This window comes from Ulvibacterium marinum (assembly GCF_003626755.1).
Classification (GTDB): Bacteria; Bacteroidota; Bacteroidia; order Flavobacteriales; family Flavobacteriaceae; genus Ulvibacterium; species Ulvibacterium marinum.
The window spans coordinates 163017-181591 of record NZ_RBCJ01000005.1; the positions used below are offsets into that span (position 1 = coordinate 163017).

Annotated in this window: 11 protein-coding genes; all 11 read right to left on the reverse strand. The window is 41.5% G+C overall.

What is annotated here, in order from left to right; translation table 11 throughout:
* Positions 1-125: 125 nt before the first annotated feature.
* The 11 genes from D7Z94_RS22025 to D7Z94_RS22075 all read right to left on the reverse strand — a co-directional run bounded on the left by D7Z94_RS22025 (position 126) and on the right by D7Z94_RS22075 (position 18575).
* Positions 126-1718, reverse strand: a complete 1593-nt coding sequence (locus D7Z94_RS22025) for a fibronectin type III domain-containing protein (RefSeq protein ID WP_120713804.1) — start codon at positions 1716-1718, stop codon at positions 126-128.
* 30 nt (positions 1719-1748) lie between these two features.
* Entirely contained in the window at positions 1749-3026 is a 1278-nt protein-coding gene (locus D7Z94_RS22030; protein WP_120713805.1) for a ComEC/Rec2 family competence protein, read from the reverse strand.
* Between the two features lie 7 nt (positions 3027-3033).
* Positions 3034-4680, reverse strand: a complete 1647-nt coding sequence (locus D7Z94_RS22035; RefSeq protein WP_158594703.1) for an alkaline phosphatase family protein — start codon at positions 4678-4680, stop codon at positions 3034-3036.
* A 10-nt stretch (positions 4681-4690) separates the two neighbouring features.
* Entirely contained in the window at positions 4691-6244 is a 1554-nt protein-coding gene (locus D7Z94_RS22040) for a SusD/RagB family nutrient-binding outer membrane lipoprotein (RefSeq protein WP_120714051.1), read from the reverse strand.
* Between the two features lie 29 nt (positions 6245-6273).
* Positions 6274-9741 (reverse strand): SusC/RagA family TonB-linked outer membrane protein, encoded by a 3468-nt coding sequence (locus D7Z94_RS22045; RefSeq protein WP_245967279.1) that lies wholly within the window; start codon positions 9739-9741, stop codon positions 6274-6276.
* Positions 9742-9984: 243 nt separating this feature from the next.
* On the reverse strand, positions 9985-11142 hold the full coding sequence (locus tag D7Z94_RS22050) for a FecR family protein (protein WP_120713807.1): 1158 nt from the start codon (positions 11140-11142) through the stop codon (positions 9985-9987).
* A 512-nt stretch (positions 11143-11654) separates the two neighbouring features.
* Positions 11655-12239 carry an RNA polymerase sigma-70 factor gene (locus D7Z94_RS22055; protein WP_245967280.1) on the reverse strand — a complete coding sequence of 195 codons (585 nt, stop codon included), beginning with the start codon at positions 12237-12239 and terminating at the stop codon, positions 11655-11657.
* A 26-nt stretch (positions 12240-12265) separates the two neighbouring features.
* Positions 12266-13609, reverse strand: coding sequence for an aspartate aminotransferase family protein (locus tag D7Z94_RS22060; RefSeq protein WP_120713808.1), 1344 nt, complete (start codon positions 13607-13609; stop codon positions 12266-12268).
* A 301-nt stretch (positions 13610-13910) separates the two neighbouring features.
* Positions 13911-16595: a GH92 family glycosyl hydrolase gene (locus D7Z94_RS22065; RefSeq protein WP_158594704.1), complete on the reverse strand. Its 2685-nt coding sequence runs from the start codon at positions 16593-16595 to the stop codon at positions 13911-13913.
* Positions 16579-17784 (reverse strand): CaiB/BaiF CoA transferase family protein, encoded by a 1206-nt coding sequence (locus D7Z94_RS22070; protein ID WP_120713810.1) that lies wholly within the window; start codon positions 17782-17784, stop codon positions 16579-16581. Before D7Z94_RS22070 ends, D7Z94_RS22065 begins: the two co-directional genes overlap by 17 nt.
* The gene (locus D7Z94_RS22075) at positions 17784-18575 is read right to left on the reverse strand and encodes an SDR family NAD(P)-dependent oxidoreductase (RefSeq protein WP_120713811.1); all 792 of its coding nucleotides are present in this window, start codon (positions 18573-18575) and stop codon (positions 17784-17786) included. Before D7Z94_RS22075 ends, D7Z94_RS22070 begins: the two co-directional genes overlap by 1 nt.

Sequence of the window (18575 nt, forward strand, 5' to 3'; positions counted from 1 at the left end):
TCATATGTTTATCTGTTGGTTTTCCCTCTTCCCATCGCTGCTGTTCTTGTTTAGCTTTCCAACGAAAACTCTCCAAGAAAAAGACGACTAAAGGTTTTATCGATTAGTCTTGGGTCCTATTCGGATTATTTGCTCGTTGTGAATGTTCCCGTTTTGGACCAATCGCTCCAATTCAAGTTTTGATCCCGATATCTGACTCTCCAAAAATAAGAGGTGTTTGGTTTTAATCGATTGGTTTTTTCATCCTTCAAGTCATCCTTCTTTTGTCTATTCTCCAAATAATACCAATTTTCATATTGCTTCCAACTGTCAAAATCAGGTTTGGAAAAATCCTCCGTTTCAGCTACTTGCCAATGTGAAGCGGCATGAAAAGCTCCCTTATAAGGACTTCTAAATTCACCGGCCTTCAATACTACACCTGCTACTTCAACGGTTTCATTACTGGGCGATATTGGTTCCGGAGCCATTGGTTTTCTTTCCTTTTTCCAAATTGTAATGCTATCCCTAAGTTCATTGGGCCTAGATTTATCCTGATTCCCCCTACTAATCCTTTTTATGGTAAACTTAGGGTCATCTTTGCTCCCTTCTACCTCTACCATCACAAAACCATATTCATCTTGCGTCACTGTGAACTCATCATAGTCCCTACCTTCAAACTCACCCCAATTGTCTATAGCTCCACCTGCGGAGGCTACATTTATCCATAAATGCCTATGGTCTTTGGACTGTCCCCTGGAATATCCATGGGTATGGCCAAAAAAATGAATGCTTGGTTTTCCGGTTTCGGTTGTAAATTTTTCCAGAGCTTTTACTACCTCTCCTGTAAAATCCCTTTCACCAGGAATCCATAATTCCGATTTATGCGGGTGGTGCAATTGGGCAAATACAAAGTCGATGCTTGCCTCTTGGGCGGTTTTCTCCAAAAGTTCTATCAACCATTTTTTTTGCTCTTTGTTATCCGAATAGCCTTCATTGGAATTCAATCCGATTATTCTGGTATTTCCATAGTCCTTATACCACCAATGTTCTGAATAGGCTGGGGTTCCATTTTCCGGAAGGCTAAAATATTTAAAGTAAAAGACAGAATTTCTTTCATGATTTCCAAGTACAGGATATACAGGAACATTGGCAAACAACTTTTCCGCCGGATTAAAGAAATGTTCCTTCCATTGAAAATACTTTGCCCCATTTTCCACCAAATCACCAGGAATAAGGACCATAGCCAGATTATTGGGCAGGTTGCCCTTAAACTCTTTTTTCAAATAAGCCAATATGCCCTCGTTTACGACCTCAGAAAATTTATCGGGTTCATTATGATCATATTGCATATCGCTCATGGCAACGATCTTAAAGGACTCATCATCCTCGGCAAAGGGAGGGGTCTTAAACTGAAAAATATCCGAGGTTGCATTTTCGGTAATAACCCGATAATAATATTCTGTAAACCGCTTTAGGCCATCGATCTTTACCTCATGAATTCTTGATTCACTGAAATTCACATCATAGGCGATTCCCACGTCCTTCTGTCCCAATTTTGGTGTAAGTCCCCATTCTACTATACTTTCCTCTCCCGAGGAAGTTTCCCAAAGGACTTTGATGGAGTTGGGCGATGCGTCTTGCAAATAGGGCCTGACCAAAAAAGACACTTCTTTTTTTTGGGCACTCGCAGACAAGGATATTACAAAAAATAGCAGGTATGCCAGTTGGTTTAATTTCATTCTTGTTTTAATTTTTTGGTCGGTATTAAATTACTTGGACTCATAAGGTCCAAACTTGGCCAATACTTCTCTCTTTTCAGATCCATCGTCCAATATAAAGATATCGTATTTTGCTCCTTCTTTATGTACGCGGACAACGATATGGCCTTGCTGGCTTTTATACGAATTCAATCTACCTCCAATTACATCCTTATTGGCCTGTAGCATTACTGTAGAAAATATGTCCCTTTCTCCAGGATATAAAGCTGTTGAGGTAATTCTTCGTAGTACTTCTTCTCCGGGATGATCAGACGACCAGTTCTGTTGGATCCAGACCCGAGGCCTAACAGATCGAACATAAAAAGCGTTCTGAGAATCACGATTTCCATGATGATTCAAGGTCGCTACGTCCACAGCACCTACCACTGGGGCTATATGGGATTCCACAGCGTTAAAATCGGTTCCTCCGAGTGCATCAATGCCACTAATATCACCCCCTGTTAAATAGTCAAAATCACCGTAGGTGATTTTAATACAGGTACTTAAAGGATTTTCGCCGGGATAGTTTCCTTTGGAAAATATAGAATATGAATCAAAGTTTTGGCCAGTCCATATATTGCCGTTTACCGCAATAGCGCGAACAGCGAAATTGGGGAAGTCATTGGGAGATTTTTTCAGTTTGATTTGATTGCGTTCCCCTGCTTCCAATGTTTTATGCATCAGCCCATTGGTTTTGGATTGATGATCAATGAATTTCCAATAATTTTTAAGAGTCGCTACCATACCGTAGGCATCGTCTTTATTTATTTCTGTTTGAATTTTAGTATCCTTCAAATCTATGGGATAATCACTTCCCCTATCCAAAAGTGTTTTTATGGGCAAAAGATTTCCCACTTCGGTAATCCCGGTAAGAAAATAATCCCCCTGCGCTGCCATTTTTCTGTTTGCATCCATTTCGCCAAAGTGATCGTCATGGTAGTGGGTTATTAGGGCGAAGTCCAACTGTTTTGTCGTATTCATTGGAAAAAACTGATGGATGTAATCCACAATCCATCCTGGGGCTGATTTGGAGTTATTGGGCTTTTGAGCGGCATTCCTGGCGGAAAGTGTTCTTGCATGTGTTTCGGACATATCCCCGGCATCCACCAAAAGCGTAGTGGCATCCGGAAAAATAAAAAAAGCGGCATCCCCGCGACCTGTATTGATATGATGGATTTCCAAAATACCCTCCTCCCAAGGCGGTAGTTGTTCTTTTACTTCTTGAGAAATCATCGGGGCGGTCACCAATAGGCAACCGATTGCTATTGCCTTAAGGTATGCTAAAACCATTCTATTCTTATTTTAACGTAGAGGTGGGAATTATTTGTTTTGGAATATCCGGGCTTTGATAAAATACATCCAACCAACTGCCGCCACCGCCATTGAACCAAATCACCTCCAAAGGATAGACTCCCTGTTTTAAAGTAATACTCCCGTCATTCTCCTTTACCCCGTGATCGCCATCATTGTCAACAACTTCTTCACCGTTGATCCACAGCTTGCTACCATCATCCGAACGAGTGTAAAACGTGTATTTATCGTCCTTATGAATAACAATCTGGGTCTTGAATCGAATTGCCGTATTGCTTTTCACCTCCTCTTTGATCTCATCGGAGGTAATTTCAAAACTTGTTCCCCTATGGTCCGGTATTTTGTTTCTCAAAGAGGGGACGCTTGTAAGCCCATCCAAGTAAAAAACTTCGTAGGACACTGGTGCCATGAGGCTTTTTTCCTTTATCCTAAAAAATGCTTCGCTAACCGTGCTAGATATTCTTCCATTCTTAAACATAGCACTTTTTACGACCGTATTCCCGGTGACTTTGAACGGCGCCGTATATAGATTTGAATCCTTATTAGGCATTTTACCGTCTAAGGTATAATACACTTCCCCTTCAGAATTTGGGTTTTGAATGGTGACTTCTTTCCCATCATCAAATAAGCCCCCTGCTTTTTTACTTAATACCGCCGCTGGTAGAATTACAGGTTCTTCCAATCGCATTGTTAAGGGGTAATTATCAACTTCGTCAAAACCTTCAAAAGCATTTTTGACCGATTTACCTATCCATGCCCTAGGTGTTTTCAACCCCAGCACAAAGGCAACGGTGGCGGCATTATCATATTGATAAATAGGGTACTTAAGTTTGTGGTTCTTCTTGACCGATTTTCCCCAAACCAAAAACGGAATCTCTATTTCTTGAAGTGATTCGCCACCGTGCCCCTTGCCTAGACCCCCATGATCTGCACTGATGATTACGACCGTTTCATCTTCGATGCCGGCATCTTTGATGGCTTTCATCACCACACCTAAAAGTTCATCCGATTTTTCAACGGAGGTATAGTATTCCGGTGACCCATGGCCGAACTCGTGCCCGGCATGATCTACATGATCAAAATGGATAAATGTAAAATTCGGTTTCTGACTTTTTATATAGTCCCCGGCCAGTTCAGCGGTTTCCTCTTCCGTTTTAGGATTTATATCATAATCTACAGCATCTTTTTCAAAAAGCCTTCCAAATCCTGTCCAGTGATATATGGCTCCAACCTCCGCATTTTCAATTTGGTTATCCACCAAATGAAAAATCGTCGGAAACAAAAAGTCTTCACTTTGGACTACGGCGGGTAGCACAAAATTGTCCTTTTCCCAAGCATTGGAGGTAATCCCGTGCTGCTCCGGGCCTGCTCCCATAATCATGGACGCCCAGTTGGTGCTCGAACTTGTAGGTAATACGGATCGGGCATGTAGCGAATAAGACCCCTCCTCCATTATCCTATCAAAATTAGGTGTTGCCCCATGTTCCAAACCGTCCGGACTCAATCCGTCAAATCCGATAACAACCACATGTTTTGCTTTAGGTAATTGTTCAGCAGTCCCATTAGTACAAGACCATGGGGATAAAATCCCCATGGTCAGTACTATGGCCAATAGTTTAAATGTTTTTTTCACTCTCTTGTTCTTAATCCACATCCCACCAAAGTTTTGTATTGATATCGTCACCACCCATACGCTGTACAGCGGCATTGTAATTTTCCTCATTAGTGGCCTTTACCGAGTTCGGATATTGAAAACGAACCGGTACCTGACCCCCGTTTACCGCATCAGGGCCCGGTATTACCTCCGGCATATTTGTACGCCTCCAATCGGACCAGCCTTCAAAACCGGTATAGAAAAGGGAAATCCATTTTTGAAGGGCTATCTTACCCAATTTTTCAGCAGATGAACCTGTTAAGGCGACTTGGACCTGAGCAAGATACGCATCCAAATCGGTATTCTGCATGGCCGCCGCTATTTCGGTCCATCCACCTGCGGAAACCCTTTCCGTATAGTATTCAAATGAAGCCCGGATACCGTTTTCATAAAATTCGGCTGTTTCACCAATGGTTATCCAACCTTTTTCCCTGGCCTCGGCCAAAATAAATTGAAGTTCTGAATAACTCATAATTATGGTCTGTGATGCCGTGGGAGAAGCTTCTTCCGGATTACAGGCCCGGCATGCCAAAAGAATTCCCAATCTTGAGATAAAGTTGGAGCCTGATTCATCAGGATTTCCTGTTGGACTATAACCTAAAGCGGCCTCATCGTCCAAACCGTTCGGCATACCCACGTAATCATCAAAATTATCGGAATAAATTCCTTTTCCAGAGGCCGATGTAGGCTGGGCGAACACGACTAACCGCGTGTCGTTCAGTTCTTTCAGCCTCGTTTCCAAAGTGAGACTCAAACGTACTTCGTCAAAACTACCGGAACGGGTATCGTATTTAGACTGAGGATTATCCGAATTCCATTGCACCAATGCCATATCGGCATTGCTTTCAAAAATAGGAAACGTAGACAAATTGCTAGCGATTTGTGTCATACCAGCAACGGCTTTGGCATTATCCACATCGCTGATGCGCATCAACAACCGCAATCGTAACGAATTGGCAAATTTCCGCCATTTTAGAACGTCCCCGCCGTAAAAGATATCCCCTGAAATATTGTCCGTACCCGTGAGCACCGTATTGGCGGTTTCCAAGTCTGCCAATATACCGTCATAAATAGCTTGTTGGGCATCAAATACCGGTCTTACGTTACCATCACTTATACCCTGTGTCGCTTCAGAATAAGGTACATCTCCATAGGCCTCGGTCAGATAGGAATATATCCAGGATTTCATGACCAATGCCACCCCATAATAATTTTGTGCATCGGGGCTTTCCCGAGTGTCACGAATAATATTCTCAACATCCCTAAGGGAGGCATAAGCATCTCCATAGGGGTCATTGGAAGGAGACCAGTTGTAGATATCCCCACTTGTAAATTGCAGGCGTGCGGCATATTGTACGACCGTAAAACCTTCTTCCCAACCTTGGTCGCCCCAATTATAGGCCATTTCTCTCTGTATTCCAGGCAATAAAAGCTCAGGTTGAGCGGAAGCCGGAAAATTGGGGTTTATATTAATGGTCTCAAAGTCTTCGGTACAACCAAACACCAAGAGTGATAGTAAGATTATAGCTATTCTATTTTTCATGATTCTGTATTTTATAATTCGCGCGTCCATTAAAAATCGACTTGCAGGTTGAACGTAAAGAGACGTGTGCTAGGATAGGACATGTTTTCGATACCAGGCTGTAGGGTGCCTCCGGATACGCCCACTACCTCGGGATCAAAATGTGGATTGTCCGTCCAGAGCAATAAGTTTCTCCCTGTTATCGAAAATCTGGCATTGGCAATTGGCAACCTATCGATAATTTTTTTAGGGAAGGTATAGCCTAAGGTGACTTCCCTTAATTTCGTATAGGAAGCATCGTACTTTGCCGCTTCCACATTATCACGTTCATAAAAGCGGTTGTTATACGTTCTTGCATCTACATTGGTGGTATTGGGCTCATATACTCCAGGAGAGACCTCCACTACACCCTCTGCAACAATACCTGTCTCCCTACCTTCCAAGGTTTCCACTAACTGACCGGATGTACTACCAATGGTCTTGGTACGGGACACTACAATACCACCTTGCCTTGTATCGATTAAAAATCCTAAGTCGATATTTTTGTATCTAAAGGTATTTTGGAGCCCTAGGGTAAAATCCGGAGCATAATCACCTTGATATACCAACTCATCCGTCCGAATAGGAATCCCTTGTTCATTGATTATCTTTTGGCCAAAGAACTCACTGGTCGGGTCTTCAACCCGCTGAAAGCCCCTGCCATAAATGGCGCTGATCGAACCTCCTTCACGAGCCTGTATAAAGGCCCCGTTTCTACTGGTCAAGTTAAAGTTTACACCGCCTAGGTCTTTGACTTCGCTTCGGTTGGCAGAAAAATTGAAAGTAGCGTTCCACTTAAAGTTATCGGTGAGTACCGGTACAAAATTGGCAATGGCCTCAAAACCATAGTTTCTTACTTCCCCGGCATTGATCAACTGACTGGAATACCCACTAGCTATATCGGTATCGATATTGATGATCTGGTTTCGCGTGCTACTGTCATAGTACGTAAGATCAAAATTCATACGGCTCCTAAAAAACCGAAGATCAAGTCCGAATTCGTACGAAGATGTTATTTCTGGTTTCAGTTCAGCGTTTGGTATCAAGGCCGATTCCGTTAAAATAGGGGTCGAACCATCAAAAGGTGTTTCGTTCCTATAAAAACTTCGTAAACGATACGGATCAGTGTCATTTCCAACTTCGGCATAGGCAGCCCTTAGCTTTGCAAAGGACACCCATTCCGGCATAGTGAACATATCACTGGCAATAGCACTTAAGGTCGCTGAAGGATAGAAATAGGAGTTGTTATCTTCCGGCAAGGTACTGGACCAGTCGTTTCTACCGGTAAGGTCAAGAAAAAGTAAGTCATCATAGGCCAAGCGGGCAAATCCGTAGAGACTGTTGATTCTTTTTTCAAAATTATTCGTATTTACCTGTACGGCCTGTCTTGAATTGTTAAAGGAATATACCCCTGGATTAATTAGTTGCGGGGCAACGCTCTTGGTAAAATCCTGTTTTTGCCGTAGTTGATTGCCGCCTGCGGAGATATTGATGTTCCACTTTTTATTGAAGGTCTTATCATAGCTCAACAAGAAATCCGTATTACTTTCCTCAAAAAAGATATTGTCTTCTTGATATGTTCCGAATGGGAAGCGTTGTGTACTGAATGCCCTTTTCCTAGGCCTAAAGTCCCTATAAAAATCACGACCGCTGCGGAGTAGTAGTTTCCAGTTTTCATTGATATCATAATTGATACTTATGTTTCCGAATATCCTGTCCTTATTCTGTGCATTGGTATTCTCAAACATGGTGAAAAAAGGATTGTCATGGTAATTGTAATTATAGTTGAACTGTTGCGTTCCTTCCAATCCCGGTTGCCAATAATCCCTTAGGTTATTGGTATTCAACTGCCGGCCATACCAAATAAAAAGATACATGATGCTCTCGGTGCCGTAACTTACGGACGGTCTATTGCCGCTATCCGTTTTTACATAATTGACGTTGGCATTCACCGTTACCTTATCGGTCAGGTTAAGACTACCCGTAAGGCTAAAAGTATTCCTTTCAAGGTCGGTGTTGGGCAAAGTGCCTTCTTGGTCCAAATTTTGGAAGGAAAACCTCATATTTCCGATATCACCCGACTTTGATATCGCGATACTGTTCGTTAGGGTAATACCTGTATTGAAAAAATCTCTGGTATTATCTGGTTGAGATACCCAGGGGGTAGCAGTTATTGGGGCATCACTTACAAAGATATCTCCCCCGCGAGTTCCATCCGACCGTGGGGAATCGAACTGCGGAATCAATAAACCGGTATCAAGCCTTGGGCCCCAACTCTCATCTACACCATCCGCTATCCCGGAACCACTTCCATCAACAAATTCAAACTGCTGGTTATTTCCTTGGCCATATTCATTCTGCCAATCGGGCAGGAGTAGAATATTTTCAATGGTTACACCTGTATTGAAAGATACGCCTAGCCTACCACTTTGTGATTGCCCTTTCTTTGTAGTAATGATGATGGCCCCATTTGCTGCACGGGCTCCATACAAGGCAGCGGCGGCCGGGCCTTTCAAAACGTTGATGCTCTCTATATCCTGTGGATTTATCTCAGCGGCCCCATTACCGTAATCCACATCTTGTGTTCCCGACCCATTTGAACCGACTATTTCATTGCTTATCGGAGTGCCATCTACTATAAACAGGGGAGAGTTACCATTAATGTTCAAGGAAGCATCTCCCCGAATGGAAACCCTTGCCGATCCACCAAGACCCGAAGGACTGTTTGTGATTTGTACACCGGCAACCTTTCCCGAAATGCCATTTAGAAGATTGGGCTCCCTTGCCGAGGTAACTTCATCGGAATTAAGCTCTTGCGAGGCATACCCTAAGGACTTTTTCTCCCTTTTGATTCCTAGGGCGGTAACCACAACCTCCGATAGACCTGTTGCACTTTCCTCCAGTGTAATGGTCAAGTTGGTCTGTCCGTTTAACGCAATCTCCTTTGTTGTAAAACCAATATAGGAAATCACCAATGTTGCGTTGGAATCTGCTACTTCCAACGTAAAATTACCATCAAAGTCAGACTGTGTTCCATTGGCAGTCCCTTTTTCCAGTAGATTGGCTCCCGGTAACGGTTGGCCATCCTTATCTACAATAGTACCGGTAATCTCCAATTGTTGATTTACAATCGGAACAATTGTCTCTTCAAATACTTCTTCCTTCAACGGAAGTTCTATTCTAGGCTTCAATACAATTTGTTTTTCCAATACCTCGAACATAATATCGGTATCTGAAAAAAGCTTTTCCAAAATGGAAGAAACACGTTCTTTGTTGGCATTTACGGAGACTATTTTTTGATAATCTACCTCTTTGTCATTGTACATGAATTTGAATTCTGTAAGCGTCTCTATTTCGTTCAAAACATTTTCGAGACGTACATTCTCCAGATTCAATGTAATCTTGGTCTTTTGACCATATGTACCATTGGCGTGAATTTGAAATAGTGAAACTATTAACAAAAATGTAGTGAGCTTCATTTTCAAGTCAAATTTCGGCTGAAAAGAGATGAGTTTCCCTCGCCTAATTAGTTTTTTCATATTTTTATGGTGTATTACGTGGTTAATTAATTTGATCACACATTAATCGGGAAATGTTCGCGCATTTTCCGGTTTTTTTATCCTCCTTACAAGCCTCTTTTTCCAGTGATCGAAGGCAAATAACAAGTATTGTGATTTAGTTAAAATGCATCAGGTAGTTATGTCATTGGCAGTTTGTTTTGATTAGTTAATAATTATTTCATCGTCTGTAATCCTATAGTCTATCCCGTAATTCTTATTGAACGTTTCAAATACTTGTTCAATGGTTTCAATGTCGAAACTGGCGGTGAAAAATTCGTCATCCAATACTTTATTATGATTGGTTATCACTACATTGTAATGTCTTTCCAATTTTTTTACAATGCTCTTAAACGCAAGATGTCGGAAAACAATTTTACCTTTTACCCAGGCCGTGTGCAATGCCACATTGGTCTCCTCGATAGAAATGTTTTTGTCGTTTTTATTCCACTCCGCTTTATATCCTGGTTTTAATAGGGAGGACGCTGAACTACTATAGGGGTCTCCATTTTCATATACCGTTACGGAACCTTCTACCAACGTTGTATTAATGAGCATGTCTTCCGGGTACGAGGATATATTAAACGTTGTACCCAAAACCCTTACGTTAAGTTCATCCACATTTACCACAAAGGGATGATCCGCATCTTTTACCACATCAAAAAACGCTTCGCCTTTTAGATAAACCAGCCTATTTTTCCCTTTGATAAATTTTACGGGATATCTAAGGGACGTACCGGCGTTTAAGAATACATGTGTCCCGTCCGATAAAACCACATCAAATCGTTTTCCGTAAGGAACGGTGAGTCTATTATAGGCCAATTCCTCAACGGTTGACCCATTATTTTGGTAGACTAATTGCGTTCCTTGCTGTACTCCCACCAAGTTTCCCTTTGAATCCACAACTTTGCTAGTACCGTCTTCAGAAATAATTTCGATATTACCATCTTTCAGTTGTAGGGTGATGGCATCATCTGGAATGGCAGGCACAGGATTTTTTTCGAAAAAACCATTGATGAAAAAATATCCCGTTCCAAAAACTATCGCCACCATAGCGACATATTTTAAAATGATCAACCTTCTACATTTTGCATCGGAAGCGGTCCTCATGGCCTTCGAAAATGTAGTATAGGCCTCGTCCACTTGAACAGTATTTGAGGTCTCATCGAATGTGGAAGCAATATACCTTGCCTTTAAAAGATTGAACTTTTTAGTATTTTGGGTAGAGGAAATAATCCAATCCTCGATCTCTTTTTCTTCGCTGGAACTTACTGCACCCTGTAGATATTTTATAATTTTATGTTCTTGCATTATATCGGTCATATATTATTTGACGATTCAAAACAGATTTATACCTAGTGGGATACAAAATAAAATCGTCCAGGGAGCATGCTGAAATTTCTTAAATGACGACCTCTATAGCAACAATAGTAATAGTGGTTTAAAGACCCTATTATCAATCCAAAACAAAGCAATGGTCATCTAAAATTATTTTGCATTAATTGGAGCCCAATCTACTTTTAAATTAATCTAGATGCATTATCTAATGGTTAAATAGATGTTATAAAACCCGTGAAAAAAGCGATCAAAAAAAGAGGGGTCCTACTGGGAGAACACCCTCTTTTAAAACTAACGCAAACAACTAACCAACTCTACAGATTATCTTAAAAACAATCGACTATATTATAACATCGTATTGTGGTAATACATACTTCATTTGGAGTCTTTGGAAGACCTTTTTATTCTAATTTTTAGAATTGACCAAAAAAATAGTAATCACTTATAGTATTAAACGATTCAAAACGGAAGTATACCTAGCGGGATGGAAAAGATAATTAAAGAAAGAGGGTAGTAAAGTTTTTTAGATGAAACCTCATATGTTTGAGGGCATATGAAATGTGATTATCCACAGTTTTTTTGGAAATACCCAGTTCCAGGGCAATTTCATAGTGTTTTAGACCTTCAACCCTACTTTTGGTAAAAACTTTTTTACATTTTTCGGGGAGCAATTCCAAGCTTTTTATGATTACTTGCTCTAATTCATTTTTTAGAAGTAATGACGCAGCTTCATCCTTTAAAAATTGCCGTTGTATGGCCAATTTTTTATGATAGTGGCTATTTAAATACTTAATCTTCACTTTTTCGTGCTTCAATTGATCCAAACACGCATTCTTGGTCATCGTATAGAGATAACTGTTCATATTGACCGTATTTTTTAGCCTTACCCTATTCTCCCATAATTTCAAGAAGACACTCTGAACTATCCCCTCAGCATCTTCATGACGTACCAAGTAGCCCTTGGCCACATGCATAAGTTTGTCATAGTATAGCTTAAACAACGCCTCAAAAGCAACCGTTTCCCCTTTTTCCAAAAGGGAAGCAAAGGAAACAGGGTCGATATTTGCTTTACTATTTTTCAAGTAATCAATAGCTTGAAATACTAAAATTAATTGTTCGTTAATGAGGAAAATGCTTTTTCTAAAATTTTAATAGCCCGTTCCAGCTCCTTTCTTTTTATAGTAAGCGCCGGGGACAATTGCAATACGTTACCTTGTGACACCTTAAAACTAAGACCGTATTGAAGACAATGATACATTATTTTTTCCGTCTCCAACATAGCGGGTTCTTTAGTCATTGGATTCCGTAATTCTACGCCCCATAAAAGTCCCATTCCTCTAATATCAAAGATTATCGGGTATTTTTCTTTAAGGGCAATGAGCTCGTTTTGCAGCCACTCTTCATCATCTTTTACTTTTTTTAGTATTCTTTCGTTTTCGATAAAATCGATAACCGCTTGTGCAGCAGCGCAACCCACCGGGCTCTTCTCGTGCGTAAAATGTCCTAGGGAAATGTCTTGTGCGATATTGAATTGCTCTCTACAGACCATTGCAGCAAACGGGATAATGCCTCCTCCCAAACCTTTGCCCAAGCAAAGAATGTCCGGTTCTATATCAAAATTTTCAAAGGCAAACATTTTTCCGGTACGACCCAGAGCAATGGGTATTTCATCCAAAATGAGCAGAACATGGTGCTTTGTACAGATTTCCCTAATGCGCTGCCAATATTCCTTTGACGGAATTTGAACATCAGTATTCCTAACCGTTTCTGCTATAAATGCGCCTATTTCACCTTCTTTTTCAATAACATATTCGAGATAATCGGCGTACTTCATTTCATCTTCAAAAAAACCTCCGGTCTGCATGGGTGGTGGAATACGAATAGTACCGGGCATCATAGGTCCCATATGTTGTCGAAATACGGCTTCTCCGCCAGCACTGATCGCGTCAAGTGATGCCCCATGAAAAGAATCCCAGTAGGAAACGACCTTATGCTTGCCGGTAACCACACGTGCCAATTTTAAAGCGATACTGATAACCGAAGTCCCTCCAGGGGCGAACAACACCCTGTTCAGTTCCACGGGCAACAAGGATGTTAATTTATCCGCAAAGGTAATCGCTGTTTTGTTCGTAAATCGTCTTGTACAAAATGAGAGTTCATCCAATTGTTTTTTGATTTGATCAATAACAAAGGGGTTGGCAAATCCAATCTGATGTACATTGTTGCCATGAAAATCCAGATATTCCTTGCCTTCAATATTTTCTATAGAGGCTCCGTTGCAGGTTTGCAGGACATCCAAACACGGGGTAGACATGGCTTGGTGAAGAAACAAACGAGAATCTTCCTTTAATAATCTTTGCGTTTCATGGTTTAAAATGTTGCTTTCCTGCCATTGTACTCTTTGCTCTGAAAGGTTAACATCTCCTTCGGTTTTTAAGATTTCTTGTTTCATAGTATTCTCTCAACAAAGCATTGGGATGATTAAAAAATATTTTCGCTTGACAAATATATTTTATTTATATGAAAATAATTATAATATAAGTAAATACATTATATTATTTGTTAAATATGTGTAGTTATATGAAAAAAAATGTATCATAATTAACTCAAAAACAATTTCGAACTAAGGTCGTGAATAACTTAGGTTTGATAAGAGTTATACTTATTTTTTGGGAAAGTGATTGATATAGTTACATACCAAAGTGCATCACCAGTCATTTAAAAGGTTATATGCGAGATGTTGAATTCTCAAATCATCTTTGATTACCCCACTCTTTATTCGGTTCAGGCCCCATTTCAAAGGTCAGTTCTCCACCTTCCATGATGGCATTATGAAATAATTGACTTGAATTGTAAGGCTCACCATTTAGAGTGGCCGATTGAATGTAGGCATTCTCCTTAGAGTTGTTGTTGGCGGTTACGGTAAACACCTTTCCTTTGCCAACGCTTATCTGAACCTTATTAAAAATAGGGCTACAGATTTCATAAGTCGGGGTACCTGGTAAGGCAGGATAAAAACCCATAGCCCCAAAGACATACCAAGAGGACACTTGTCCGCAATCGTCATTCCCCGGTAACCCGCCCACATCATCAAAGAAATATTTGGCCAACATATCCCGTACCACTTTTTGTGTTTTCCAGGGAGTGCCCAAACTGTTATACATATACGGCGCATGCATGGAGAATTCATCCCCCACGTAATACATATCCTTTTCAAAAAACTCGTCTAGGTAGTCCACCAGCTTTTCTTCTCCACCCATAAAGTCAGCCAATCCAGGGATATCATGTGGTACCAACAAGGTATGATTCTTATAGTATACTTCAGTATCATGGTCGGTTCCTTGTGCCCAAACACTAATACTTTTATCTAAAGGAGGTAGCCACTCTCCGTTTCGTTTCTTCCCACGAACCAAGCCGGTTTCTTTATCCAGAACATTAATGTATCGCTTGGATCGTTGAGTAAAATCATCATGATGATCATCTTTGCCTAAAGCTTTTGCCATTTGGGCAATACAGTAATCATCATAGGAAAACTCAAGAGTTCTTGCTACAGGTTCACCATAAAATCCAAAAATATCAGTAGGTACATAGCCAATTTCATTGAAATACTCAATCCCAACTCGACCTGAAAAACCGCGATTTCCTTTTTCAGTAGCGTTTTTTAACATGGCCTCAAAAGCCAACTCAGTATCAAAACCTCTAATGCCCTTTATATAGGCATCGGTAATAACCGCATCGGCGTGAGTTCCCATCATAATACTACGATACCAGGGGTTTGGCCATTTTGGTAACCAACCTCCCTGCTTATAGGCGTTCAACATACCGTTAATAACATCGGTAGTTTCCTGAGGTTTTAAAATTACCCATAGTGGATGCAAGGAACGGAATGTATCCCAAATGGATAAGTCGGTATACATTTCACCTTCGTGAACCTCAAAATCAAATGGGCTAAAATACCTACCTCCTTCGTTTAAATTGCGAGGATTTACGAAACATTTGGTCAAGGCCGTATAGAAGATTGCTTTATCATCATCGGCACCTTCCACTTGAATCCTATTTAATTCTTTCTCCCAAACATCGGAACCCTTTGCTACGGCTTCGTTAAAATCGAAATCTGAAAATTCTTCTTCCATATTTGCCCGAGCTTGTTCCAAATCAATCAGGGAAGTACCCACTTTCATCTTTACTTTTTCTTGATCTTTTGTGGCAAAGGTTATATAAACTGCATTCCCATCGGCTCCTTTAAGTGCCATCTTGGGACCAAGATCGGGGTCTGGTCGTACGGGCTCCGCACATCTTAGATGCATCTCGGTAGTGCTAGAACCGTCGTAGTATTCGATGCGTATATTGTATTTCTGCCCTTTTATGAGGTTCATCTTATGGATGTTGGTACCTGTTGCCCTATACATCCATTGGTCAATGACCATTTCGTCATTAATGTACATTCGTGTACCATCCTTGGTCGTTAATTCAAAGGTATGTTCCCCGGAATGTCTTGCTACCAGGGTACCCGTATACACTGCCGAAAAGAAATCGTCCTCAACACCTTCTGCAGGAGCTTTCAACCAGTTGTAATTCAATTTGGAATAAGTTACGAATACATCCGGTTCTCCTTCCAATTTATCGTTGTTGTAGTAGGCCGCTTTGAATCCGTCCGGAACCAAATCGGCATCTACCACATTAGGCAACATGTCCACATTGTACGCTTCAAATTTTTTATCGAACTTGGCCACAAAGTGATTCTTAAAATGCCCTGCGATAACCGTGTAACCTTCAATCTCATTCCTTTCTGGAATCACCTTATAATATCCCGGAACATACACTCCGTCAAAAACTACTGAAGACGACTCGGATTCTGGAAAAGTAAACTGAAAAAATCCGGTTTTGGAAGCCGCGGTAAATTCAGCTTTGATATCATAATCGTCCAGTTTTACCGAGTAATAGTGTGGTTTGGCAATCTCAGTAGCATGGCTAAAGCTTGAAGCACGTTCATCTGCATCAATTTTAACTTCTCCGGTAAGAGGCATTAGGGACATAGGTCCCCAATCGCCAACCACGGCGCCATTGGGATATCGCGTACCCCGAAAACCTTGAATCTTTTTTTGGTCATACCAATACGGTACGGGAACGGTTATTACACGATCGGTCCATTTTGCGGTCTGGGGAGTCCAATGGGTCAAAGCAGAGGGGTTCCCTACAATGGGAGACACATAACCAAGTGGCTCCTCAACTTCGGTAACGGTTATATCGGCAATACTTGGCGCCGTTCCTACGCGGGTATCCACATAGCCCAAATACGCCTTCCTAGGCAGTGGATTTGCAGATTCGGATTGGACAACTTCCTCCGACTGCTGTTTACAACCAAAACAAACCAAAAGACAGGCGAGAACGATATCGCTTTTCCTAAAACAACACCTCATGTCATGTAATCTTTTCAATGCTGATAACATTTTCTGAAACCAAATTTTCAATATCTCCTTGGCTATACCCTATTTCCATTAGAATTTCTGTACCATGTTCTCCGATAAGCGGAGACGAACGCTTGATATGCCCAGGAGTCTCGCTCATGGTAAAGGGAACATTGGTCACTTTTACCTTTCCAGCCTTTGGATGGTCTACCTTGATAAAAGTATCGTTATGGATGACTTGAGGGTCTTTTTCTACATCTTTTTGGTCATTTACCTTGGCTACCCAAAGATCCAAGCCCAACATGATCTCCAACCATTCGTCCGTGGTTTTAGTGACGGTAATAGCTTCTACAATACCATGGATTTTATCCCGATCATCAAAAAGTACCTGGGGGTCATTGTACCGCATTAATGATTGGTCTCCCAAGGCTTCTACCAATTTAGGCCAAGGACTCATGGCAATGGTGAGGTACCCATCACTAGTTTCATACATACCGAAGGGAGCCCCATTACCCGGATGCCCTATTTTGGATTCTGGGCGCTCAAAAGTCTGTCCTAAATTCTGAATGGTAAAATAGTCCTGCATCTGAAAGGCAATGGCCGAGGACAATAGATTGGTCTTTATTTGCTGGCCTTTACCTGTCCTTTCACGATAATACAATGCGGCAAGGATAGCATAGACGGAGTTGAGCCCGTTTACTTGGTCGCACAGGGCCGTACCTATGGCCACAGGCCCATCGGAGTTTTTGCCGCTTGTCATAATGGCACCGCTCACGCTCTGTACCAACAAGTCCTGCCCTGGGCGGGTCAGATAAGGCCCATCATCTCCCCAACCACTGGCGGAACAATAAATGATACGTGAGTTAATCTTTTTTAAATCCTCATAGCCATAACCCAAGCGCTCCATCACCCCTGGGCGAAAATTCTCTACCAGAACATCTGCTTCTTTGGCCAGTTTGTAAATGATTTCTTTGCCTTGAGGGGATTTTATATCTATCGCCAATGAACGTTTGTTTCTATTCCAGGCCATAAAGCAAGGCGATTCATCACCTGCGATCCACTGATTAAAAAAGGTCATGCCGCGATAGATATCGCCACTACCATTTCTTTCAATCTTAATAACATCGGCACCCAAATCACCCATCATCTGAGTAGCAAAAGGGCCCTGTAACAATTGTGAAAAGTCCAATACTTTTACACCTTCCAATGCTTGTTGCATTACTTCTTGTTTTTTGTTTTATCTATATATCTGGGAAGACTGGTCAATCCCCCATCTACTTTAATATCTTCTCCCGTAATAAATTTGGCCTCATCGGATGCCAAAAAAACAGCGGTCATCGCTACTTCATCGGCTTCACCCATACGTAGCATGGCGGCCTGGCCAATACTACCTTCCAAAAAACCCTGTCCTTCCTGTGCAATTCTTTTTTCGTTCAAAGGGGTAAGTATGGCTCCAGGGGAAATGGTATTAAAGCGTACATTCTCGTGTCCAAATTGTCCGGCCAGTTGATTGCTCATGGAAAGAATGGCGCCTTTAGCCGCAGCATAGGCCGTCCAGTCATCCCAGCTTCGAAAAGCCTGTGCCGATGATAGGGTGATAACACTTCCGGATCGTTGTTGCAGCATATGGGGCAATACTGCCTTTATCCCTCGAAAAACACTTTTTAAGTTGATATTCATCACCTTGTCCCAGTCCGACTCGGGCATCTCCCGAATATCCCCCGATATGGCCACTGCCGCATTGTTTACCAAAATATCGATCCTTTCAAATTCCGCTATGGTCTTCTGAACAACTGTTTGTACGTCCTCGGTAACGCCTACATCACAAAGATGGCTTCTGATCACAGCATCATTAATACTCAATTTCCTAGCTTCCTCATCACATTTATCACCGTTGATATCACACATGACCACCGTTGCCCCTTCAGAACTAAAAGCCCTGCTTATGGCCAATCCAATACCATCGGCTGCCCCGGTTACAATAGCTACCTTATCCTTAAGACGATCCAT